This is a genomic window from Denitrobacterium detoxificans (assembly GCF_015062615.1).
GTDB classification, from domain to species: domain Bacteria; phylum Actinomycetota; class Coriobacteriia; order Coriobacteriales; family Eggerthellaceae; genus Denitrobacterium; species Denitrobacterium detoxificans_A.
Genome location: NZ_SUUH01000001.1, coordinates 277,939 through 302,982, shown reverse-complemented (window position 1 = coordinate 302,982; position 25,044 = coordinate 277,939). Strand labels below are relative to the sequence as shown.

Below are 25,044 nucleotides of genomic sequence, written 5' to 3'. Positions count from 1 at the left end.
CGTTGCGTATCGTATGCGCTGAGGGGCTAGGCGGCCTTGCGCGTGTGCGAGAGATGCAGGTGGGAGGAGAGCTTACTTGCGATGGCTCGGTATCCCGTCTTCTGCCCCGATTCGATGCGCGTGACCTTGGCAGCACGCTTGGCCTGCTTTCGTTCCGCACGCTGGGCAACGATGCCCTTCTGCACGCGGTAGGTGAAGATGAAGTAGGCGCCCATCATGGCGATGCCCGTTGCAAGCCAGGAAATGGGGTAGACGTTCATGAGCGTCTCGAACGTGGGGTCTGCGGCGAATACCGTACCCACCCAGGCTAGACGTAGCGCGCAGGTGCCGATGACGGTGATGATGGCTGGCATGAGCGACGATCCCATGCCGCGCATGGCGCCGGCGGGTACCTCGTAGAATGCGGGGATGAACTCGATGACGGCGACGCGCCACATGCGGATGCTCGCGAATGCCATGGCCAGCGCGTCGGCGGTGAAGAGCGCCTCGAGGGGCTGCATGAACACGGCGAAGAGCACGCCCATGATGCCCGTGAATACGATGGATCCGCCCATGCAGATGGCGAAGATGCGGCGGCAGCGCCCGTACTGCTTCGTTGCGAAGTTCTGCCCCATGAAGGTTACGGCCGTCTGCGCAAAGGCGGATACGGCGAAATAGGAATAGCTTTCCATGTTCAGGGATGCGGTGGAGCCTGCCATGGCCTCCGACCCGAAGCCATTGATGGCGGCCTGAATAACCAGGTTGGATATGGCGAACACGGCGCCTTGGATGCCCGCGGGCACGCCGATCTTCAAAAGCGTGGAAAGGGGGCCACGCGCGATGCGGAGCTGGCGGAGGTTCAGGTGGGTTACGCCCTTGTCGCGAATCATGGCCGCAAGCACGATGGCGGCGGCGCTGGCGTAGGCGATGACCGTGGCCAGGGCAACGCCCGTGACGCCCAGGGGCACGACGGTGGTGAACAGTAAGTCGAGAAGACCGTTTACGGCGCATGCAACGGCAAGCGCATAGAGCGGGCTGCGCGTGTCGCCTTTGCCGCGCAGCACGGCCGATCCGAAGTTGTAGAGCATGATGAAGGGCGTGCCAATGAAGTAGATGCCCAGATACTGAGCTGCCGGCTCCATGACCGATTCGGGCGTGGCGATGGCGTTCAGCAGGGGGCCCGTTGCGCCCAGGCCCACGGCGATGAGGGCGAGGCCGCATACGATCGAAACGGTCATCGAGGTGTGCACGGCCTGCTTGATCTCGGCTTCGCTGCCGTTCGCAATGCGCACGGCGACGGCAACGTTTGCGCCTACGGAAAGGCCCACGAATACGTTGACGACGAGGTTCACAATGGGTGCCGTAGCGCCGATGGCGGCAAGGGCTTCGTTGGATACGAATTGTCCTGCGATGGCCGAGTCTACGGAATTGAATAGCTGCTGCAGGCAGCTCGTGATGATGAGGGGGAGCGCGAAGAGGAGGATTTTGCCCAGCAGGGGGCCATTGAGCATGTCGATGCTTCTATCGCGGCGTTGCGCCATTGCGCGGCTCACTTCCTTTCACCCTGTTTTTGGGCGTAAAAAGCCCCGCATGTAGCGGGGCGCGTATTCGTATTGTTGACGAACGTCACTATAGTCCCCTCGGCAAAAAATGGCATTGCCTGAGTCGCGAATATCACTAGGTGTTCAAATACGGTTCACGGTTGCTTCGAATGTCCAATGGGATGGAGTGGCGTTTTTTCACGCGTTTTCGCCTTTCGTCGAGCGCGTGGCGTGCGCGCTTCGCTTTTGCGGAAGCGGGGATTGCCCAGGATGGTGCTACATGGTACAGTCACATAAGTTAGACAAGCCTAATAGTAGTGTTGACGTGCTAAAATAATCGAATGTGGTAACGGGAGGGCGCATGGTTCGCCTCCCGTTTTTGCGTAGGGCATTCGGGATGGGAGAAACATGGTCGAAGAAATGCAATGGGGCGCTTATGACGGCGGCGAAGAGCCTATGCCGGCTCGAGGGTGTGTGGTAGGCCCTCATCCCGAACATGTGCTGCTCGAAGGCGTCGTTCCCTTCCCGGCCGAATTCGCCGAGCGCTACCGCGAACGGGGCTATTGGAAGGGCGAGACCATTGCCGATATGTTTTTCGGTTCGGTTCGCTCGTTTGCCCATAACGTTGCGGTGGTCGATGGGGAAGAGGAGATTACCTACGCCAAGCTGGGCGAACGCGTGCTGCGTTTGGCTGGTGGCCTTTCCCGTCTTGGCATTGGCAGGGGCGATCGCGTAGTCGTTCACCTTCCCAATGTGGCCGTGTATTTCGATGTCGTGTTCGCCCTGTTCGAGCTTGGGGCCATTCCCGTGTTCGCCTTGCAGGCGCATCGCCGTACGGAAATCGAGTACTTCTGCTCGTTCGCGCAGGCGAAGGCCTATATCACCATCGATTCATGCGAGGGGTTCGACCATGCCGCTTTGGCGCGCGAGATTGCCGCATGCGTGCCAAGCGTCGAGCATGCGCTGGTCGTCGATACGCAAGACGATTGTCGCGAATTCGGCAAGCTGTATGGCGAACCGCTTTCCCATCAGGAGCGTTGTAATCCTGCTGACGTTGCCTTCCTGCAGCTTTCGGGCGGCACCACGGGCAAGCCCAAGCTCATTCCCCGCACGCATGACGATTACCTGTACACCATCCGCGAATCGGCGCGCATTTGCGGGCTTTCTTCCGAAAGCGTGCACCTCATTGCGCTTCCCATCGCCCATAACTACACCATGAGCTCCCCGGGCATCCTTGGCTGCGTGTATGCGGGCGCGAAGATGGTGCTCGCGCCAAGCGGTAGCCCCGATGTGGCGTTTCCGCTCATCTCGAAGCATCATGTTACGAGCTCTTCGCTCGTTCCGCCGGTGGCCCTGCTGTGGCTCAACTCCTCCGTTCGCGACGAGTGGGACCTTTCTTCGTTGCAGGTGCTTCAGGTGGGCGGCGCGAAGCTTAGCCAAGAGGCGGCGCGACGCGTAAAACCCGAATTGGGTTGCACGCTTCAGCAGGTCTTCGGCATGGCCGAGGGGCTGGTCAATTACACGCGCCTGAACGATCCGGAATCCCTCGTGGTGTCTTCGCAGGGCTTGCGCATTTCGCCTGACGATGAGGTTCGCGTCGTTGACGACGATGGCGTCGACCTGCCCGCGGGCGTTCCCGGTAACCTGCTCACGCGCGGGCCGTATACCATTCGCGGCTACTATTGCGCGCCCGAGGTTAACGAGCGCGATTTCACGCTCGACGGGTTCTATTGCACGGGCGATATCGTCTCGCGTGACGAACGCGGGTACCTCACGGTAACCGGCCGCAAGAAGGACCAGATCAACCGCGGCGGCGAAAAGGTCTCTCCCGAGGAGATCGAGAATCTGCTGCTTTCCCACGAGGCCATTCACGACGCATCTGTGGTGGGCGTGCGCGACCAGGTGCTGGGCGAGAAGGTGAAGGCGTTCGTGGTGCTGCGCGAAGACGTGGATCCGGGAAGCGTGAGTCCGTTCAAGCTCAAGAAGTTCCTGCGTCAGAAGGGCATTGCCGGCTTCAAGATTCCCGACGAATTCGAAATCGTCGATGAGTTCCCCGAGACGTTCGTGGGCAAGACGAGCAAGCGCGCGCAGCGAGAGTCGTAATGCCCGCATTGCAGAGCCTAGACGGTCCCGTCGTATGGATTGTCGATACGCGCAATACCCCAGGGTCCTGCGAAGAATGGGATGCTTGGCTTACCGAGCGGGAGCGCAACCGCGCTGCGTCGTTCAAGTTCGAGCGACTGGCGTCGTTCTACCGTGCCGTCCATGCGGGCGTACGCCTGCATGTGGCGGCCCTTGCGAGGGTGCAGCCGAATCAGGTGGCCATCGACCAGCTGCCATGCCCTCGGTGCGGGTCTGTGCGGCATGGTCCGCCGTCTCTCGTGGTAGATGGCGTGCACCTGCATTTCTCGCTCTCCAAGGCCCAGCCGTATTGCGCCTTCGCCATTGCGCCTTTTCCTGTGGGCGTGGACGTGGAGCGAAGCGATGCCTCCTCGATTGCGGGTGAGCTTGCCTCCGATGCCTTCACCGCGCGCGAGCTGGATGCCATTCGCGCTCATGGGCCGCATGAGGCGCTACGCTTGTGGGTGCGCAAAGAAGCGCTCGTGAAGGCTCGTGGCATTGGCTTTGCGGATGCGCCTTCGAAGATTTGCGCGATTGACGACGTGCATGCGTGCGAAGACGGTACGTGGCATGTGCGTGACATAGTGCAGGGGGAAGCCCTTCAGGTGGCGTTATGCGTGCCCCTCGAGCGGGCGGAAGCCCCCGTGTGCGTGAAAGCCCCGTAGGCCCTGGGTTTGGGCCCTACAGGGCTTTGCCTATTCTGCGGCGGGCGTAACGGATAGGTTGCGTGGCTCTTCCACGCTTGTGGGATAGCCCGCTGCCTTCGTGAGCGCCGTCCAGTTTCGCGCGTGCTGCATGCACGCGGCAAGGGCGCGGTTGCCCTCGGGCGCCTCTGCGAGCTCCTTCATGTCGCGTGCGATGGCCTGCGTCCATGTTGTGCGCATCCAATCGCCGAATGACGCATCCTCGTTGGCAGCGAACAGCGTTTGCGTGGCGGCATGCGCGTGCGTATGCGGAAGGCCGCTGGCATCGCGTTCGATGATCTCCATGCGCGGGCTCCACAGTACGGGGCCCGTGACGTCCGAAAGCGCGAGCGTACCCGCTTGCGTATATGCCTCTACGCGCATGAAGAGATGCGCATAGGCGTCGGGCTTCGTGGCATCCATCTGGTTCCAGATGTCAATGGAGCAGGGGATGCGCCCAAGGGTGGCAGCCACGTGCTTGAAGGGCCCCTCTTCCTGGGTGCTGCGTACCTGAATGGCCGCGCCGGGCATGACATCGGCAAGCAGGCCGCAGAGGTAGTGCGTAACGTGAGTGGATGCGCTTATGCGCAGATGGGAAATCTCGGCATGCGCTGCAATCGAGCGCAGTGCACGAGCGAATGCTCGTGCGGCGGGCAGATTGCGATAGAGGTTTCCCACGCCCAGCTTGCGCCCATGCTTCTGCGCGCTGCGTGCAAGCTCTGCGATGTCGTTTGCGTGCACGGGAGGTTCCAGCAGAACGTCGTATCCGCGCTCCATGAGGCTCGTGGCGATTTCGTTTCCCCGGCCGCCCAGAATCGATGAGCGCAGGGCAACGCTCGCGATGTTTGCCGCGCCTTCGACCGGTTGCGGAACGGCGCTAGGTGACGTGAAGAGCGTCGTGTCGTAAGCCGATGCGATGCCCTTGGATCGTTCGCTGCCGCCGGCCAGGATGCCCACGAGCTTCAAATCGGGGTCGTCGTAGACGGCTTTCGCATGCATCGCGCCAAAGGTCGTTCCGCAGACGATTACGTGCGTCTTATCGGTCATTACAGCTCTCCTTCTTCCGCTTCGTCTTCCCCGGGGTGGGAAATCCAGCCACCGCTCAATTGAAGCGTCCGTTCGATTATGCAGGGTAGTTTCTCCTCTACGATCAGGGCAAACGGCTTGGCGGCATCGATATTCTGGCAGGAGGATTCCCGCCAGGCGAGCCATGCTCCCGCGGCGCTGAGCTCGTAGAGCGAGGGGATATGCAGGGTTATCGTATCTTGGTCGTGCATACCAGGATTGGTGATGATATGAACGAGCGTGTCGTGGTTGTATCCAAGCGTTGAAGCGGCGCTCATCGATAGGGCCCTGCGATCGAGCTCCATGTTGGTGGGCGCGCGAAATGCTTCGAGGAGCGCCTGGGGCCATATGCTGAAGGCGTGCGCTTCTATGCGGTGCCTTTGGGCAATTTCCCAGGTCACAGCGTCTGCATAAGGTATTGCCCCTGTTGTGTCCACGGACGTGGCACGTGGCGTCCCATAGGATGTATCTAGCCCATCACTATAGTCAGTGGCTAGGATATCGTGCGCTGCCGCAGGGGTGAGCGTTCCATTGAATTCGTAAACCATTTCAACGTCATTTTTGGCCGAGGTGTCGGCGAGCAGGAATGCGCCTGCAAGGAACCCGGGTATGGCGCCTGCTTGCAGAATCTGCCCTCGGGCGCCTTGCGTATGCACGTGCCCAAGCGAGATGAGTGGCGTGTTGCATGCGTCGCAGACGCGCGAGACGCGTTCGCCGTAGACGGCCGACGGCCCTAGGCAGTCGATGACGGTATCGCTCTGCGCGCAGAGCGCGGCAAGGGCCTTCTCGTCGTTCGCGTTGAGCTGCATGCCTTGCACGCCATCGATGCTCAGTGGCGCGTTATGGTAGGTTCCAATGACGGTTTCCTCTATGCCCGCGTTCGCGAGCTCTCTTGCGAAGAGGTTCGCGACCGCCGATCCCATGCGCCCGCTGGCGCCCAATATCGTGATGGTCATTACAGTTCGCCTTCGTCGAAATCGCCCAACGCCAGGCGGTGCTCGTCAACGAGCGCAGCCGCGGCGGCAATCGAGGGTGCTTCGAGGAAGTCGCGCAGGCTGAATTCGTCATCGAGTCGCGTCCTCACGATGCGTGCCACGCGCGCGGCCGTAAGGGAGTCGCCGCCCAGTTCGAAGAAGCTTGCATCGGGGTTGCACGAGTCGATGCCCAGCGCTTCGCACCAAATGGCTTCCAGACGTCGCTCCGTTTCCGTTTCCTCGCGCGTTTCGCTCGTGACGCCCATGCGGTCGAGGGCCGCCATCGCGCGCTTGCGGTCGACCTTCCCATTGCGGGAAAGGGGCAGCGTGTCGATGAACGAGAGATGCGCGGGGATGTGGGATGCCGGCACGTGATCGCGCAGGAATGCATGCACGTGCGCAAGGGGCGCGGCATCCATCTTGCGGAAGCAGATGACGTATGCGTCGTTCGTGGTGGCGCGGTGCAGTGCGGTTGGCACGAGTCCCACGGTAGCCGCATCGTTCATCCAGGCTTCGGCCGAGCAGATGGTCGAAGCGTCATCGTTCGTGGCATACGGATTGAGTGCGCCACGGGAAAGCGCTACCGCCGAAATCATGGCTGCGGGCGAGAGCGTCTCGATTTCCGCGACTACGAGCACGCCGTCTTCCCTAAGCGCGCTTGCCGCACGGCCAAGAGCTGCCTGGCGCGTGTCGAAGCGGTGCATGCTGAATGGTGCGATAAGGCAATCTAGTTGCAAGCTCTCGCATACGCAATCGACGTTGGGGCCGGGTACGCCCTGGAAGGATGTGCCGTCTGCGATAGCATGCGCAACGCGTTCCGAGGCGGCGAGCATGCCCACCGCGCCCGTTTTCGGGATGCACTCGGAAGCCAATGCGAGCGCCGCGCGCGATGCGGGGTCGGCGAGCATCTGCTCTTCGAAATCGAGGAACGGATTACCTGCGAATACGTCGGTTCCCGCTTCGCCTGAAATGAGCCTCAGCAAGTCGTCGACAATCGACTGAGGCGCATCTTCCTTGTTGTTTGCGGCCTCTGCGTGGTCTTCGAGCCATTGCTGCCATACGGCTACCAGCGGGCGGTATTCGGGGTTGACGTCCTGCTTGCGTTCCAGCACCTGGGAGAGGATGCGGGCTATCTGGCGTTCGCTCAAATACGCCTCTCCAGCGCTGGACGGTTCGAACGACGCGCACGGGGGAAGCGCTGCCTTTGGCGCGCTCCATTCGCGTTCGAGGGCCAGGCCAAGCTTGCCTTCGGAAGTGATGCCGGCTACGGCGCGTCCCACGAAGGGAAGCGATTCGGCGAACGATTCAAGCTCGCCGAGCTCAATGCGATGTCCGCCAACCTTCACCTGCGAATCCGACCTGCCGCGGATCTCGATGATGCCACTGGGGCGAATGCGGCCCATGTCGCCCGTGCGGTACGTGCGCACGCCGTTGCGTTCGAAGAACCCGTCTTCGCCCGTGACGTAGTCCATGCCCACGCCAGCGCCGGTAATGGCCAGCTCGCCGATGGTCCAGTGCGGGCACGTTTCGCCCGTAGCGGGGGCGAGCACTTCGTAGCCTTGTCCGGGGAGGGCGTGGCCATACGGCACGCTTGGGTAGCGGGGATCGGCCTGCTCCCATGCGGTCTCCTCGAGCGGGGCAAACCAGTTCGACCAGATGGCGGCTTCGGTTGCGCCGCCCATGGCTATGAAGCGCGCCATGGGGGCCGCCTGTTTTGCCTCCTTGGGCATGTCGAGCGGCACCTTGTCGCCCGATACGCAGGCCATGCGCAGCGACTGCAGCTGGCCCGCTTCGGCGCTTGCGATGGTCATCTGCAGCAGCTGGGGCACGGAATTCCACAGCGTGACGTGCTCGTCTTGCACGGTGCGGGCAAGCGTTTGAGAATCGCGGTTGTCGGCTCCGTCTAGCGCCACGATGGTGCCGCCTGCGCTGAGCGTTCCGAAGATATCGAAGATGGACAGGTCGAAATCGGGCGAGGATACCGCGAGCGTGCGTGGTGCCTCGCTTGCCTGCCAGAACCCCAATACGGCCTCGATGGTGGTCATGGCCTGGCTGTGGGAGATGGCGATGCCCTTGGGCGTGCCCGTGGTTCCCGAGGTGAAGATGATGTATGCCATGGCGTTGGGGTCGCATGCCTGCGGGGCGGTTTCAGGTTCTCCGTCACTTTCGATCATCGTTTCGTCGTCGATGACCTGGCGTGCGCCGCTCTGCTCGATGACCTGGTGGATCCTATGGCCGTTCTGCGTCGACGAAACGGGCACGTATACGGCCCCTTCGCAGAACAGGGCGAGGGCGAAGGCAATGCGACGGCGCATGGCGGTGCAGCATACCACGACGCGGTCGCCCTGCTGCACGTTGCGGCTTGCAAGGTACGTGCGTGCGACGCGCACGTCGTGGGCCAGTTGGCCATAGGTCACGCTTTCGTTGGTCTTCGGCATGCGAATGGCGATGGCGTCGGGCGTGGCCTGCGCGTGGGACCAGACGAGCTCGTGCAGGCAATGCGTGCTGCGGGCGCCCGGCGCCTGCACGCGTGCGGGCGTGGGCTCGGGGAATGCGCCATCCCAGCTTTCCCGCGCGCACCATTCGAGCGTGCGCCAGAAGTAGTCGAATGCATCCTCTAGGAATCCTTCGGGGAAGAGCCCCTTCACATGATCCCAGGTTACGGTGATGCCATCGCCGCCGAAATCGCTCACTTGGCAGTCGAGCCACGTTTGCGGCGTTTGGGAGAGGCCGTGCACGCACGTGGAGAAGAGGCCAGCATGCTCTTCGTTGCGCTCGAGTCCCAGCGCCGCGGTGAACACGACGGGGAAGGACTTTCCCTGCTGGAAGAGCTCGCTTCGCACGTGCTGCATGGCGCCTTCGGAGCAATGGTCCAGGTCGGCAAGGAGGTTGCGCGTGGTTGCGCGAAGCGTTTCCTCCCAGCTCTCGCTTGCATTGCGCGTATAGCTGGAAAGGACGAGCTTCGTGAAGTCGCCGATCACCCTATCGATGTCGGGGTGTACGGGTTCGCGGTCGAACGCAGTGACGGTGATGGTGACGCCTTGCGAGGCCGAATAGCGTCGAAGCGTTTCGCCGTAAAGGGCGAACAGCAGCGCGGCCACGGTGGATCCATGTGCGCGGCATGCTGCTTCGAGCTGGGCCGACGTAGCCGCATCGAGCGTGCGCGCCATGCGCGAGAAGCGCGGCGCGCCCATGGTCTCGGGCGAGCGAAGGAGCGGCAGCTCGGGTGCCTTCGGCATGTCGCCTGTTCGGTCGCGCCAGTAGGTCAGGTCGGCTTCCGCGCGGTCTTCCAGGAACTTCGTGCGGTTGAGCATGTAATCGCGGAACTCGATGCCGGGCGCCGAAGGCAGCGATTCGCCATGGTATGCTGCGCTGATTTCGCGCAGCAGCATGAGAACGCTCGCCGCGTCGATGGCGATGTTGCAGAATGCGATGCCCACGATGGACTCGTTGGCATCTTTCGCCACGCCCACGGCCATGAGCGGCGCGCATGCCAGGTCGAACGTGCGGTGGCCCAGCGTTTCGTGCATGTGTGCGGCGCTGTCGAAGCGCTCGATTTCGATGCCCGTAACGGATTCGTCGTAGCGCTGCTTGCCGTCGTCGATGCGCATGCGCAGCATGGCGTGTCGCTTCACGATGGTGCCGAGCGCCGCCTCAAGGCGCGCTTCGTCTAGATTTGCGATGTGGTACGCCCGGTAGAACGTGCAGCTGATGCCGCCCAGTTCGACGGTTGGGTCCTGTCCGTAGAGATACGCCTTCTGCACCTGGGTGAGTTCGAACGGCTCATCGGGAGCGCCTGCCTCCAGGGTGGCGTGCTCTTGCGGGGCCGATGCCTCCTCGAGCGTGAGCGCAAATGCCTGCAGCGTGGGATGCTCGAAGAGGTTCACGAGGGATGATTTCTTCCCCTGCGCACGCAATGCCGCTAGGACCTTCGTGCCGCTGAGCGAGTCGCCCCCAATGTCGAAGAACGACTCATCGCGCCCGATGGCGTCGATATCCAGGACGGATTCCCAGATGGAAGCCACCAGCTTCTCGGCTTCGGTTTCGGGTGCCTGCTGCAAGGCGCTTGCGTTGGAGCGCGTTTCCTCGAGCATGGCCTTCAGCTGCTTCATGTCGATCTTCCCGTTATGCGTGATGGGGAAGGCGGGCATGAACAGGATGTTATGGCAGACGGCGGCTGAGGGGAGCTGCGGTTTCTGGTGGGCGACGAGCTCTTCTGCGGAAAGGTCGCCCTTGGTGATGACGGCTGCGCCCAGCGAGCGATTCGACTTTTCGCCCAAGATGACTACGCGCGAGCGTTCTACCTTGGGGTGCGCGTTGATGGTCGCTTCCACTTCCGCCACTTCGATCCTGTTGCCGCGGATCTTCACCTGCGTGTCGCGGCGGCCCAGGAACTCGATCTCGCCGCAGGGCAGCCAGCGACCCACGTCGCCCGTGCGGTACCAGCGCTCCCCGCCGGGGCCCTCCACGAAGGCCGCGGCGGTGAGGTCGTCGCGGCCCAGGTAGCCCTCGGCCAGGCCCGCTCCCGAGATCACGATCTCGCCGGGAACCAGGTCGGGGCGGGCCCGCATGCCCGGCCCGGCGACCTCCATGCGCTGGCCGGTGAGGGCCGCGCCGTAGGGCACCGAGGGGCGCGCGGCGTCGGAGCCGTCCATGACGTGCACGTTGGACCAGATGGCGGCCTCGGTGGCGCCGCCCAGGGCGGCCACGGTGGCGCCGGGCGCCCAGCGGCGCACGCGCTCGAGCGAGTCGGCGGGCACCCAGTCGCCCGACAGCAGGGCCAGGCGCAGCGTGGGCGGCAGCCCCGGCTCGCCGGCGTCGAGGGCCATGGTCATCTGCGCGGGGCTCGAGTTCCACACGGTGGCGCCGGCCTCGCGCGCCGCGGCCGTCCAGCGGGCGGGGTCGGCGATGGGGCCCTGCTCGCAGAACGCAAGCGAGCCGCCGGCGCCCAGCACGCCGAACAGGTCGAACACCGACAGGTCGAAGTCGAGCCCCGACACGGCCAGGGCCACGTCGGAGGGGCCGACCTGGAAGCGGGCGCAGACGTCGCGGATGGTGTTGAGCGCGGCGGCGTGGCTGACCACGACGCCCTTGGGCTCGCCGGTGGAGCCCGAGGTGAAGATCACGTAGGCGGGCTCGGCGGGTGCGGCCTGCGCGGGCGGCTCCCAGCCGGCGGGCGCCTCGTCGCCCGGTCGCGGCGCGGCGATGGCGGCTCCGCCCCACCAGGGCGCGGCGGAGTCGCACAGCAGCGCCGAGAGCCCCGCGCGCTCGGCGATGCGGGCCCTGCGGGCCTCGGGCACGGTCGGGCTCAGGGGCACGTAGGCGCACCCGGCGAGCAGCGCGCCGTAGGCGCAGGCCACCTGGGATGCGCCGCGCCCGGCGCACACGCCCACGCGCGAGCCGGGCTCCACGCCGGCGGCGCCCAGGGCCGCGGCGGCCGCGCGGGCCATGGCGGCGAGCTCGCCCCGGGTGGCCGAAGCCGCGCCCGGGCCGGCGACCGCCGGGGCGGCCGGGTCCTCGGCCGCGCGGGCCAGGAAGGCGTCCTGCAGCAGGCCGGGGGCCCAGGAGCGGCCCTCGGCGGCCGCGTCGAGGGCGGCCTGGTGGGCGGCGCGTGCGGCGCCCTGCGCGGCGGGCAGCGCCACGGCCAGGGGCTCGCCGGCCGGGGCGGCGCCCGATGCGGCGTCGGAGAGCGCGCGGCGGAACGCGTCGAACATGGCCTCGGGCACGCCCGGGGCCAGCACGCCGGCGCGCACGTCCCAGTTCACGTGGAGCGCGCCTGCGACCAGGCTTAGCTGCACGTCGAGCGCCGTGTAGGGGCTATGGCTGGTAATCCAGGTGGGCTCGCCTAGGTTCGCGCGGAACTCTTCGCTGAAGAGCTCGCCGATGCCCATGGCGGAGGTGAAGACGATAGATGCGCGCGCGGGTTCGCCGCGGTATTTGGAAAGGTCGCGCAGTACCTTTACGCCCGGGTACTCATGATGGCTCAGCGCTTCGGCAAGCGTGTGGTGCACGCTATGCAGCGCGTCACGCCAGGGCCTCTCCGAATCGATGTCCACGTCCACGAGCACCGATCCCGTGAAGTCGCCCACGACGTCGTTGATGCCGGGAATGTCGGTGGGCCTGCTGAATACGGGTACGTTCAGGATGAAGCGGTCGTTCTCGCTCCAGTTCTGGACGACGTAGCCGAACAGCGTCATGAGCAGCGCCGTGAGCGTGACGCCCTCACGGCGCGCCAAGGCGTCGAGCGCGTTGTACTCGCTGGTGGATAGGCGCATGTTCAGGCGATACGAGCGATTCTCGGGCGATTTACCACTGCTTGCGAGGGGCAGGCGTGGCTGGTCGGGCAGGCTGTCCAGGCGATCGCTCCACCAGGCGCGATCGCGTTGATCCTGCTCGCTTGGTTGTGCAAGGCGCGCAATGTACGTGCGGTAATCGGCCGTGACGGCGGGTAGCTCCTCGTTGGGGGCGACGTAATAATGCGCCAGTTCGCCAAGGACCGTGCGGAAGCTGCGTGCGTCGGAAACGCCCATATCCAGGAGGATGGCCAGAACGCTCGATTCATTGCAGCGGTGCACGAGGTGCACGTCGAATACTTCGCCCTTCGAAATGTCCATGGTCTTGTTCACCATGCCCGAGCGGAAGGCCTCGTATGCTCGTTCTTCGTCGCACGAGCTGAGGGTCGAGAAATCGTGAACGGTGCACGTGGGGTGGGCGGGGGAATCGCAGATGTGCTGACGGCCGCTTTCGTCGACGCGCGCACGCAGCATGGGATGTCGTTCGAACACCTTGCCGAGCGCGTAGTCGAGGCGGCTAGCGTCAATGCGATCTGCCGTGAATTCGTGGTAGAAGTGGGCGGGAACGCCTCCGTTGCCCGCCATATCCTGCCTGCCTGCCCAGTACGCATGGCCCATGATGGAGAGCGCGAATGATTCGTCTTCGCGTGGGGCAGACTGGGTTGCCTTGCTGGCGTCCTGCTCCGTTTCCGGCTCCTTCACGCCTGCCTCTTCCGCGCATTTCACGAGCGCATCAAGCGTGGGCGCCTCGATGGCATCTGCGTATGACAGCAAAACGCCCATTTGTCCATGGGCGCGATCGATAAGTTGCATGAGCGTGATTGACTGGAGTCCGATGTCGTAGAGCGAGTCGCTTCCTTCGAGCTCTTCGGGTTCCGCACCGACTAGTTCGGCGATGTTTTCGTATAGCCAGGTCTTCAACGTTGGGATGTTCACGAATCTCCTCTATCTTTCTTACATACATGGAAAAAAATTTGAACATGGGATAACAATCTTTCCGAGTTAGTGTATCCTGACATCCGCACAGTTAGCAATACCTAACTTTTTGACTCAAACCCCTTGCGGGGCTGGTAGGTACATACGGCAAGAAGGGCTTTTCATGAATCAGAATGCAGCTGAGATTATTTCCGATGCGGCCAGACAGGGCGTGAAACTGTGGGTGGAAGACGGCAAGCTGCGCTTCCGCACTGAGCATGGCAAACTGCCTGATGAATTGCGTGCTGCCATCAAGGCGAATCGCTCCCAGATTATGGACGAGCTCGAGCATGGGGGGTCGTCGTCCTTCCAGGCGCATCCCGAGGATGCGCATCAGCCGTTCCCCCTTACCGATGTGCAGTCTGCGTATCTGCTGGGTCGCCGCGATTCCGTTTCCGGCGGTGGCGTTTCATGCCATGCGTATTTCGAGATTGGCGCGCGCGAGTTGGAAGTCGCCGATATCCAACGTGCGTACGAAACGGTGGTAGCCGCTCATGATGCCCTGCGTACGCGTTTCGACGAAGCGGGTTTCCAGCAGGTTCTACCTGTGGGCCAAGTGGAAGTGCCGCGCATCGTGGAAGCCCATAGCGACGACGAAAGCGCTCTGCTCGATCTGCGCGAGCAGATGTCGCACATGGTGCATGATGCGAGCGTTCCTCCGCTCATGGGCATTGGCTATAGCACGCATGGTTCCGTGCGAACCGTTCATGTCTCCATAGACTTCCTGGTGGCAGACTGGACGGGCATTATGCGCATCTTGGACGATCTGTTCGAAGTCGCCCATGGTCGATCGCTTTCCCAGGAGCCCGCGCGCATCACGTTCCGCGATTACGTTCTCGCCCTTCAGGCGGAAGACGATTCCGAAGCGCGCGAATACTGGCAGGGTCGCCTGGGCGATATTGCCCTCGGCGCCGATGTTCCCATGTGCTCGGGCGAGTGGGAAAAGCGCTTCACCCGCCTGGAATGCACGCTCGATGAAACCGAGTGGGAACGCTTCCGCACGGTTGCCCAGTCTATGGAAGTAAGCCCCAGTGCATTGCTTTTGGCGCTGTATGCGCAGGTCATTTCCTTCTGGTCTGCGCAGGAGCGCAACGCCATCACGGTAACGTTGTTCAATCGCCGTCCGTATCACGAAGACGTGTCGAAGCTCGTTGGCGATTTCACGTCAACGGGTTTTGCGGTGCTCGGGTCGTCCGAGAGCACGTTGCGCGAGCTTGCGCACCAGGCTGCGGGCGAGCTTATGGCCATCGTCGAGCATAGCGCCTATTCGGGCGTGAAGGTCATCCGCGACGTGGTGAAGCAGCTCGACGGCGAGACACCCAGCTATCCGTTCGTGTTTACGTCGGCCGTTGCCGATGACCGCTCGAGCGAGTTCGAGCATAGCTGGTCCATCGACTATGGCATTACGCAGACTCCCCAGGTGGGAATCGACTTCCAGGCGGCAACGATAGGGGGCGCGCTCCACGTGAACTGGGACGTGCGCGCCGGCGTGCTGGCCCCGGGCGTGCCCGAGGCCATGTTCGACGCGTTCCGCCGCGCGCTCTCCGACGCCGCATCGGGCGCCGCCCCGGCCGGCGAGCCCCTGGCCGTGGCGCTGCCCGCCGCGCAGGGCGCCGCACGCGCCGCCCACCAGGCCGCCCTCGACGCGGCCGCCGAGGGCCGCTCCTGGGCCCCCGGCCTGCTGCAGGACGCCTTCCTGGCCCGCGCGGCCGAGGACCCGGCCGCCCCGGCGGTCGCCGGCCCGGGCGCGGCTTCGGCCACCCGGGGCGAGCTCGCCGCCATGGCCCGCGCGGCCGCCGCGGCCCTGGGCGCCGCCGGCGTGGAGCCCGGCTCGCGCGTGGGCGTGTGCGCCGGGCGCGGCGCATCCCAGGTGGCCTGCGCCTACGGCGCGCTGCTCGCCGGGTGCGCCTACGTGCCCCTGAGCCCGACCGTGCCCGAGGCCCGCAGGGCCCGCATCGCCGAGCGCGCGGGGCTCTCGGCGCTGCTGTGCGACTCCGCCGCGCCCTGGTGGGGCGGAGCCGCCATCGCCGCGCCGCGACCGGGCGACGAGGCGCCCGCCGGCTGGGAGCCGCCCGCGCAGGCCGCACCCGCCGAGCCCGCCTACGTGATCTTCACCTCGGGCTCCACCGGCGAGCCCAAGGGCGTCGTGGTCAGCCACGCCGCCGCGCTCAACACCATCCGCGACGTCTGCGCCCGCTTCCAGGTCGGCCCCTCCGACGTGGCCCTGGCCGTGTCGGGGCTCGACTTCGACCTGTCGGTGTTCGACCTGTTCGGCGTGCTGGGCGCCGGCGGCTCGCTTGCGTTCTGCGAGCAGGGCCCCATCGCCGACCCCGCCCGCTGGACGGCCGCGGCGCGCGAGGCCGGCGCCACCGTGTGGAACTCGAGCCCCGCGCAGATGACCATGGCCCTCGACGCCGGCGAGCCGGGGCTGCCGCCCACGCTGCGCCTGGCCCTGCTGTCGGGCGACTGGGTGCCCGCCGACTCGCTCGAGCGCGTGCGCCGCTGGGCGCCCGGCGCCACCGTGGCCGCCCTGGGCGGCGCCACCGAGGCCGCCATCTGGTCCAACGTGCACGTCATGGACGGCTCCGACGCCGCGCGCCCCTCGGTGCCCTACGGCGCGGCCCTCACCGGCCAGCGCATGGAGGTGGCCGGGCCGGGCTTGCGGGCCCGTCCCGACCTGGTTCCCGGCGAGATCGTGATCTCGGGCGCGGGCCTGGCCGAGGGCTACCTGGGACGCGACGACCTCACCGCCGCCGCCTTCGTGGAGGGCCCCGGCGGGGAGCGCTGGTACCGCACGGGCGACGTGGGGCGCTGGCTTCCCTGCGGCGAGATCGAGTTCCTGGGCCGCCGCGACACGCAGGTGAAGATCCGCGGCAACAGGATCGAGCTAGCCGAAATCGAAGCCGTTGCGCAAACGCATCCGGGCGTGGCCGAGGCATGCGCGCTCGTCATTCGCCCCGAAGGCGCCCAGCCGAGCGTTGCGCTCGTGGTGCGTCCCGAGCGTCGATACGAGGCCGATCTTTCCGGCCGCGTTACCGCAATCGATGGCTGCATGGCTACGGTCGAGCGACTTCTGACGCGCCGCGCCAAGCGCAGCGCAAACGGGCTCGTGAGCATTGGGCAGTGCGTTTCCAGCGTCGTCTATCGTGCGGCCATGGATGTCTCGCAGGCCGAGACGGGCATACAGCTGAACATCCTGGACCTTCGCTCTTCCGACGATGCGCTTCCGCGCACGATCATGGATGCCGTGGAGGGCTTCGATTACGTCTACACGCTCAGCCCGCGTAGCGGGGAAGAGCGTGAGAAGGCCGTTTCCTTCTGGGCCGATAATCCTCGCGTGCGCGTCATCGACGCCGATCCGTGTTCGGAGGAAGTCGAGCTTCGCAGGGACGAATACGACATCGTCATTCTTCCCGAAGACGGCGCTTCGGGCTTCGAGCGCTATTATGCGCCTACCGTTTGGCTGCTCAGTGGGGCTGCCCTTGCGCATATCGATCAGGAGGCCGCCGTTTCGTTTTCCGATACGCGCCAGGTCCGTCGTACCGATGGCGCTGCAGTTCGCGGCGAGGCCGATGTGCTGTTCGAGACGTCGACCGATGATGGCGATGCCGCATTGCATGTCGAGCTCTCGGCTTTTGGCTATAAGCGCATCGACCGCGATACGCTGCGCATGGATCTTGCTGCCGGCCTTCCTGCCGCCGCCGTTCCCTCGACGGTGTGCCTGGTCGATGAGTTCCCCATCACCGAACATGGCAAGGTGAATCGCAAGCTGCTCAATCGCCTGATCGTTGAATCGCTTTCGCGCGATCATGCCGTGTTGGGCGCCAATGCCGAGGATGCCTATGGGGTGCTTGCAATCGTGCGCGAGATCCTGGGCAAGATGGATATTTCCCTCGTGGACAACCTGGTTACCTATGGCGCCGATTCCCTTATCCTCGCGCGCATCATTGCGGGCATTCGCGAACGCGTTCCCCAGGCCGAGCATATCGAGTTCGACGCATTCCTACGTGCGGTGCTCGACGAGCCCAGCGTTTCCAGCCTGGTGTCTGTTATCGACGAACGTTCGGGCGAAAAGGCCGACACCTGCGAGAGCGCATCTGCCCCGCAGGCCGAAGCCGATACGCGAACGGGCTGCGTGCTCATGACCCAGCAGGGCGATGCCGTGGCGCATGACGATGTCGTGCGTATCGTCATTCACGGCGCGGAAGGCAAGATGGATACGCTTTCCGAGCTCATTGAGGAATTGCGCAATTCGGGGGCATGCCGCGTGTATGGCCTGGTGCTTCCCGATCGCGAGCGGTATGTTTCTGCAGGTGCGGCCCAGCTGGCCGAAACGATGGCGCCGGAATATGCGCGTCTCATCGCCGATCTGGGGTATTCCCGCGTGCAGGTCATCGGCCATTCCGTGGGCGGCCTCATCGCCGCTGCGTGCGCGTCCCAGCTTCAGGCCATGGGCATCGAGGCGTCGGCTGTCGTCATCGACAACCTGCCGTCTCCGCTCGACCTGCAGGACGATTTCTTCTCCGATCTGTTCTTCGTGAGCATGTACGGCGTGAGCCCGCTTTCCATGGGCCTTGATGCGCAAGACCTCATGACGCTGCCCAAGGCGCTCGAGGCGGTCATCGCCGAGCACGATGGCTCCGTTCCCCAGGATGCGCTCATGCGCATTGGCGGTTCTACGGAATTCGATGCCCTCGCGCATAAGATGGCGGCGTTCCATGCGCGTGACGTGCGCGAACGCGCCGCGCAGTATGCGGGCCTCATTCGCTCCCAGGTGGGCGTTTCCTACGATGCCGATGAGACGCTGCAGATGATGAGCGTGTTCAACCGGAGCTTCCGCGAGAGCGATGCCCCCGTGCCCCTTTCGTTCAATGACGTCGATTACATTGCGGCGACCGACCATGGCCTGTTCCCTGAGGAAATGCTTGCGTGCGCCGTGGATCGTTGGCGCGAGTCGTCGCTTGGAGCGTTTCGCGTTCATTCGGCGCAGGGGTCCCATTATTCGATCGTTCATGGAGAGGGCTGCAAGCAGGTGGTTCGCGTAGCCGATGAAGCGCTGGCGCTGCTTGTGGCCGAGAAGGCGGCTGATCGTGGCTAGTTCAGTGACAAGTGGCGATAGCCTGTTTTCCGCTCGTGCAGGCATCGAGCGAATTTGCGGCGATGGCAGTGGCACGCGCGTGCTCTGCTTTCCGCATGCTGGCGGCAATGCGACGTGGTTCCATGCGTGGAAGAGCGCCGCACTTGCGCATGGCATAACGCTCGATGCCGTTCAGTACCCTGGTCACGCGGGCATGCTGAAATACGCATGCGCACGTGACCTGCCTCATCTTGCCGATCTCATTCTCGATGAGGTGGGGGAGGACCACGCTCGAACGCATCTCTTCGGACACTCCATGGGTGCGCTCGTGGTCTTCGAGCTTGCATATCGCGCCCAGCGTCGCGGCATCCGCTTTGCGGGCGTGCATTGCTCGGGGTCGCGTCCGCCCAGCATGCCCGTCGTGGATCCGCGTAGCGCTCTGCCTAACGATGCGTTTATTGATGCCGTGGGTGGCTTGGATCCAACCGAGGTGAATGCGCTTGCGGTTCCCGAGATAGCGGAGCTCTTCCTACCCATCGTGCGCCACGATTTCCGAATCGCCGAGGATTATTGTTCGGCGTCCGTTCTCGACCATCAGGGGATTCACGTATACGCCGGGCGCTCCGACGACGAGTTCCTGCCTCGCGATGCCGCAGGCTGGCAAGCGCATACCACCGCATGGGTGGAGTGCCATGCCTTCGATGGCGGCCATTTCTTCCTTCGCGATGCGGGCTGGGAGATTCTCGCGAATATGGTCGAACCGAATCAATCGTCTAACCTTGTGAAAGGATCACTGTATGTCAATGGCTAATGGCGTGCTCGAGAGGAGCTTTCAGGCTGAATTGCGTGACGTCATGGAGCGTCATGTGCATGACGAGATGCTTGTAGGCTCGGCAGGGCGCCTGACCGGTGGCGAAGTGCTGCGCCGATGCGAGACAATCCGCGACGAGCTGCTCTTTGCGGGCTTGGATGCTGGCGAATACGTTGCTTGCGCGGGAAACGGAGATATCGATATGATGATTGCCTCCATGGGCATTATGCTCGCTGGCGGCATTCCGCTTCCTATGCAGCTCTTCCGCGAGGTGGAGTCATGGTCGGTGGGGCTTGCCCAGTCGCATGCGCGCTTCCTGGTTGCCGAGGAGGCCTGCGAGCGATTGGTTGCCGATGTCATGCGCGGCTTTGGCGTCGAGCCTGCTGTGGTTCTCATTGCGCTTGATGGGTCCGTTTTGCATCCTCGTGCGACTAGTTCATATGAAGACGTTGAGGTCGATCCCGCCAATATCGGCATGGTGCGCTTCACGTCGGGGAGTACGGGCGTGCCCAAGGGGATTCTCATGTCCTATGCAGCCGTGTTCTACAATATCGCAGCATCTCAGACGCTTATTGGCTACCGCGACAACGGTCGATACCTCAATGTCGTTCCCTCGTGCGACTACGTGAGCCTGGTGTTCTGCATTGCCGCGCTCATGCGCGATGAGGTTGCGGTGTTCTGTCCGAGCATGATGCCCGCGGCCGACGAGGTCGTTGGCATGCTTGAGCAGGAGCGCATTACCGACATGCTCATGATTACGCCGCAGTTGCTTGCCCTGGCAGAAAGCGGCCTTATGGCGGGGCGCGACGTGTCGCATCTCCAGCGCATTCTGTACGCGGGGCAGGCCATCACTGTCCCCGCGCTTCGTCGCCTCATCTCCGTCATGCCTTGCGAGCTGGCCCAGTTCTACGCTTCCACCGAGGCGGGCATTCTGGCGGGCCTTACCGCGCAGGACCACAAGAGCGACGACGATCGCATCCTTTCGTCCGCGGGCCGTCCCTTCGATTTGGCGGGCACGCGGGTTGCCATTCGCAATCCCGCAACGGGTTGCGATGTCGCCCAGGGCGAAATTGGCCACATCATGGTGAGCGGCCCGGGCGTCTGCCCATGCAAGCTGGGAAGCGATGAACCCTTCGACATGGTCGATGGGTGGCGCGACATGCTCGACCTTGGCGTCATCGACGAGGATGGCTATCTGTCGGTGAAGGGGCGCACGCGCGACGTCGTTATGTACCGTGGATCCATTGTATATGCCCAGGATGTCGAGGAGCGCATTGCCAACGTTCCCGGTGTGTGCGATGTGTGCGTGCACCCCGTAACGCATTCCGCCGATGGGGAGCGCACGTTCGCCTGGGTTGTTCCCGACCAGGGTGCATCTCTCGATCCTAATGAGATTATGGAATGCGTGGAGGCCTCCTTCGGATGGGCTTCCCGTCCTGCGTATATCGAATTCATCGACGAGCTTCCCAAGATGGGGTCGTTGCAGAAGGTTGACAAACGTGGCTTGCGCGCACGTGCCGAGCAGATGCTTGAATCGTGGCGTGCGGGCATCGTGGATTAGCCGACGTATTGGATTGCGCGACAAGGGTGCGTGGCGTGGCTGCGCTACCCGAGTCGCGCCTTTGTTTGGAGTGTTTGCAGTGGAAAACATGTTTGACCTCGTAAGGGAAACGGGCGCCGCTCCCTGGCGAACCGCCCAGGAGCAAGTGCGCGATGCGCTCGAGTGGTCGGGCGATTCGTGCCTGGCGGAAACGAAGTCGGGTTCGTATAGCGGCAACCAGGTGCTCGAGCGCGTCTGCGCCATTCGCGACGAGCTCCTTCGCCGCGGCTTGCAGCCCCAGGAGTTCTGCGCGTATGCGGGAACCGACGACCTGGCGGTCATGTGCGCTCCGCTTGGCATCATGCTTGCAGGTGGCGCGTTTCTGGGCCTTCCGAACTACCATGGCGTCTCCGAATGGGTGCGCTTCCTGCGCGAGACCGGTGCCCGATTCGTGTTGTGCGAGGGCTATCTGGTTCAGCGCCTGCAAGATGCCGTGGCGCAAGTCGGTCTGTGCGTCGAGTGTATCGAGGTTACGCCCGATGGCACGCTCGTTGCGCCTTCCGGGTCCGATTCGTTTGACGATTACGAACCAGCTTCGGTTGACGAAATCGTCACGGTTCGCTTCACCACGGGTGCGTCGGGGTTGTCGCAGGGCGTTCTCTTCACGCATACGACGTGGTGTTACGACGTTTTGCGCATTGCGTTTCTGTTCGGTTGTCGCGAAGCGGGGCGCTATTTGCAGTTGACGCCCAATACCGACGTGCAGGGCATCGCCATGTGCCTGGCTGCCTTGGTGCGTCGCGAGGCGGTGGTCGTATACCAGGGAAAGCCCAGCAACGAGGGCATCGTGTGCTCTATCGAACGCGATCGCATTACCGACCTCTTCCTGCCGTCGTCGCAGATGATCAAGCTCGCCCTAAGCGATGCTTCCGCCATGGCCGACCTTTCGAGCTTGAAGCGATTCGTGTATGGCGGACAGAAGGCCGCTGCGGCCGACATTCGCCTGGCGCATGAGTATCTGGATTGCGAGCTCGTGCAGATGTACGGATCGACCGAAGCTGGCATACTCACCTGGCTTTCCCCCGAAGACCACGAAAGGGAAGACGACGCGGTCTTCGACTCGGCGGGGCGCCCCATTCCCATCCCTGGCGTGCAGATCGAGATTCGCGACCCGCGTACGCGCGAGGTCTTGCCCACAGGCCAGGTGGGCCACGTCACCACGTGCGGCTGCGGCGTGAACGATCGCTCCCTTGGCGTCGACACTCCCGCGGAGATGATGGGCTCGTGGCGTGATACGCTCGACAAGGGGTATTTCGACGAGGATGGATATCTGCATATCTGCGGCGTCGATCGCGACGTGATCATGTATCGCGGTTTCGTCATGTACGCCTCCGAAATCGAGGATGCGCTTACCGCATGCTCTGGCGTGCGCGAGGCGGTTGCCCATGCCGTTTCGAATGACAAGGACGGAGAGCACGTTGTCGTTTGGTGCACCTCCGAAGAGGATGCGTGCGTCGATTCCGCCGCGCTCTCCGATGCGCTGGCAGTTGAATGTGGGCCCTGGTATCGCCCCGAGGAAATACGTATCGTGCGCCAAATTCCCTGCAAGCGCGAAGATGGTGCCTACGATAAGCAGGCGCTGCGCACTCTCGTGGAAAGCGGCGATTTCGCTATGGCGTAGGCATGTGCACAACTAGTTCGTATCGTGCGTAAAAGAACCCCCGCTGGCAGCGCCAACGGGGGCTCTTCAGGCTATGCGGGTTGTCTTATCGTGCCCAGGAGCCATTTCCGAGCATGCGGAAGAAGCCGTACATGCGATCGACGCCCGTATTGTCGAGGGCGTAGGGCAAGCCCGTATAGCCACCCGAAAGCTCGAGGACGTGCGTGCAGCATTCCTCGATGAACTCGGGGTCGTGCGTGACGACGATTTGTAGCATGCCCTCTTCCTTCATGTGGCGGGTAAGCTTGGCTACCTCGCGCATGTGGCGCAGGTCCAGGCCGCTGGTGGGCTCGTCGTAGAGGATGATCTTGCGGTTTGCCGCAACGGCCGAGGCAATGGCGACACGTTGCTTCTGACCGCCCGAAAGCGAGATGGGGTGCCTGTCTACCACTTCGGTGAGATTCAGGCTCTCTGCGATGCGCAGGGCGCGCTCCTTGTCCTTCTGGGGCATGCTGAGCAGGATCTCCTCGAGCACGCTTTCGGTGAAGAGCTGGTGGGTTACGTCTTGCATGACCATGTACACGCTATCGCAGAGCGTTTGGCCCTTGTACGTTTCCCCGTCGATTTCCAACTTGACGCGTGCCTTCTTCTGCAGGCCCGCAAGGCATTGCAGAAACGTGGACTTTCCCGCGCCATTGCGCCCGATGAGGGCGATGATACCATGGCGGGGGAGTTCGATCTCGTCGATGGAGAGAACGTTTCCGGCGCCCTTGTACGAGAAGTGCATGTCCGTGATGCGGACGTGCGCGAGCTCACATGCGTCGGCGCTGCCGCGATGGCCGCTTTCCTCGAGTTTGATGGCGCGCAGCCCCATGGAGCGCATGTCCTGATTGCTCATGGCGCGTACCTCGTCACCGGTGAACGTGCGCTCGATGGCTCCGTTTCGCACGATGGCCATGGTGTCTACGATTTCGTTCAGGTAGAAGATGCGATGCTCGGCGATGATGATCGTCTTGCCCTCTTCCTTCCAGCGCGTGATGACGCGTTGGAGTTGTGCGATCGCCTCCATGTCCAGGTTGGACGAGGGTTCGTCGAGCACGAAAATGCTCGGTTCGATGGTGGACGCCGCAGCGCAGGCAATCCGCTGTCGTTCGCCGCCCGAAAGTTGGAAGACGCTGCGGTCGAGCAGCTCGTTGATTTCCAAATCGCGGGAGATGAGATTGATTCGATTGATGATCTCTTCCCGGGGAATGCCCTGGTTCTCGCACGCGAAGGCCAGCTCGTTCGTGGTGTCGGTGGTGAAGAACTGGCTTCGGGGGTTCTGGAAAACGGAACCTACGTGCTGCGAGATGCGGAATAGCTCGGTGTCGGCTACATCGAGGTCCTCTACGTACGCCTTTCCCTGAAGGGAGCCTTCGTGGAAGTGGGGGACCAGGCCGTTCAACAGCTCGGTGATGGTTGTCTTTCCGCTTCCGGATTCTCCTACGAGCAGGATGACCTGACCGCGTTCACCCGAAAGGTTGATGTTGTGTACGCTTGCGCCCTCGTCTCCTCCGTCATAGCGAAAGCTCACATTGTCGATCTTGAAAGCGGTATTGGTTGTCATAGCAGGTGAAGCTCCGAACATACGTAAGCGATGAAGCAGGCGAGGCAGATGAGGATGCAGAGGATGTCTGTGACCCTAAATCCTATCTCGCTGATGGTGGTGCGATGGACGGGCGCGCCCAGGCCTCGTGTGAGGGCGGCTGCGGATAGTTCCTCGCCAATGCGAATCGAGCTCATCATGAGCGGGATAAGGCGGTACTCGAATGCCGCTGCCACACCCGTCTTTCCCAATCGGATTCCCCTCATTCGCATGGCTGCGCCAATGGCGCGGTTTTCCTCGGCGAGCGTGGGGAAGAATCGAAACATGACCGAAAGCGGGATAACGATTGTTTGCGGCAAGTGCATCTTCTCGAGCCCTGCAACCAAATCGCCCACGGTTGTGGTGGTAACAAGGTAGTAGAAGGCCGCAACGCCAGGAGCTAGTCGCAGCATGATTCCACTAAGGAGCAGGATGAACACCGTCCACGCACCCGATGTGAGTGGGGCGACGTACATTTGCAATAGCTCGGCTGCGATGAACGCCACGGCGTAGCCTAGGGCGATTTTTAGCTTTCGTTCCATGAGTAGGAGTCCCATGGGGAGAACTGCCAGGATGGGGCGTACGTAAATCATTGCTCCATTATAGCCGCCCGTGAGGAGGACTATTGCCAGCGTGATGATGATGAGTAGCTTGGTACGCGGGTCTAGCAGCCCTTGGCGCTTGCGGTCTTCTGATGTCAT

At 63.3% G+C, this 25,044-nt stretch carries 12 protein-coding genes; 6 read left to right on the top strand and 6 right to left on the bottom strand.

Features of this window, described 5'->3' with window-relative positions:
* Positions 1-26: 26 nt before the first annotated feature.
* Positions 27-1,520 (bottom strand): MATE family efflux transporter, encoded by a 1,494-nt coding sequence (locus E7002_RS01340; protein WP_303727127.1) that lies wholly within the window; start codon positions 1,518-1,520, stop codon positions 27-29.
* A 408-nt stretch (positions 1,521-1,928) separates the two neighbouring features.
* Here E7002_RS01340 and E7002_RS01335 point away from each other — a divergent pair, with 408 nt between their 5' ends.
* Together E7002_RS01335 and E7002_RS01330 are read left to right on the top strand one after the other, a co-directional pair.
* The gene (locus E7002_RS01335) at positions 1,929-3,623 is read left to right on the top strand and encodes a (2,3-dihydroxybenzoyl)adenylate synthase (protein WP_303727126.1); all 1,695 of its coding nucleotides are present in this window, start codon (positions 1,929-1,931) and stop codon (positions 3,621-3,623) included.
* On the top strand, positions 3,623-4,306 hold the full coding sequence (locus E7002_RS01330; protein WP_303727125.1) for a 4'-phosphopantetheinyl transferase superfamily protein: 684 nt from the start codon (positions 3,623-3,625) through the stop codon (positions 4,304-4,306). Before E7002_RS01335 ends, E7002_RS01330 begins: the two co-directional genes overlap by 1 nt.
* Positions 4,307-4,336: 30 nt before the next feature.
* Here E7002_RS01330 and E7002_RS01325 read toward each other — a convergent pair whose 3' ends face one another.
* From E7002_RS01325 to E7002_RS01315, 3 genes are read right to left on the bottom strand one after another with little or no spacing between them, the layout of a single operon-like run.
* Positions 4,337-5,371, bottom strand: a complete 1,035-nt coding sequence (locus E7002_RS01325) for a Gfo/Idh/MocA family oxidoreductase (RefSeq protein WP_303727124.1) — start codon at positions 5,369-5,371, stop codon at positions 4,337-4,339.
* Positions 5,371-6,345 (bottom strand): saccharopine dehydrogenase NADP-binding domain-containing protein, encoded by a 975-nt coding sequence (locus E7002_RS01320; RefSeq protein WP_303727123.1) that lies wholly within the window; start codon positions 6,343-6,345, stop codon positions 5,371-5,373. The genes E7002_RS01325 and E7002_RS01320 overlap by 1 nt, the downstream gene beginning before the upstream one ends.
* Positions 6,345-13,592, bottom strand: a complete 7,248-nt coding sequence (locus E7002_RS01315; RefSeq protein WP_303727122.1) for a non-ribosomal peptide synthetase — start codon at positions 13,590-13,592, stop codon at positions 6,345-6,347. Before E7002_RS01315 ends, E7002_RS01320 begins: the two co-directional genes overlap by 1 nt.
* Positions 13,593-13,755: 163 nt before the next feature.
* Between E7002_RS01315 and E7002_RS01310 the strand changes: the two genes are divergently transcribed.
* The 4 genes from E7002_RS01310 (at position 13,756) to E7002_RS01295 (ending at position 22,740) form a co-directional block, all read left to right on the top strand.
* The gene (locus tag E7002_RS01310; RefSeq protein ID WP_303727121.1) at positions 13,756-18,729 is read left to right on the top strand and encodes an amino acid adenylation domain-containing protein; all 4,974 of its coding nucleotides are present in this window, start codon (positions 13,756-13,758) and stop codon (positions 18,727-18,729) included.
* On the top strand, positions 18,722-19,519 hold the full coding sequence (locus E7002_RS01305; RefSeq protein WP_303727120.1) for a thioesterase II family protein: 798 nt from the start codon (positions 18,722-18,724) through the stop codon (positions 19,517-19,519). The genes E7002_RS01310 and E7002_RS01305 overlap by 8 nt, the downstream gene beginning before the upstream one ends.
* Entirely contained in the window at positions 19,506-21,080 is a 1,575-nt protein-coding gene (locus E7002_RS01300) for a class I adenylate-forming enzyme family protein (RefSeq protein WP_303727119.1), read from the top strand. The genes E7002_RS01305 and E7002_RS01300 overlap by 14 nt, the downstream gene beginning before the upstream one ends.
* Positions 21,081-21,168: 88 nt before the next feature.
* Positions 21,169-22,740: a fatty acid--CoA ligase family protein gene (locus E7002_RS01295; protein ID WP_303727430.1), complete on the top strand. Its 1,572-nt coding sequence runs from the start codon at positions 21,169-21,171 to the stop codon at positions 22,738-22,740.
* A gap of 85 nt (positions 22,741-22,825) precedes the next feature.
* Here the strand turns inward: E7002_RS01295 and E7002_RS01290 are convergent, their stop codons facing one another.
* Positions 22,826-24,325, bottom strand: coding sequence for an ABC transporter ATP-binding protein (locus tag E7002_RS01290; protein ID WP_303727118.1), 1,500 nt, complete (start codon positions 24,323-24,325; stop codon positions 22,826-22,828).
* Positions 24,322-25,044, bottom strand: coding sequence for an energy-coupling factor transporter transmembrane component T (locus E7002_RS01285; protein ID WP_303727117.1), 723 nt, complete (start codon positions 25,042-25,044; stop codon positions 24,322-24,324). Before E7002_RS01285 ends, E7002_RS01290 begins: the two co-directional genes overlap by 4 nt.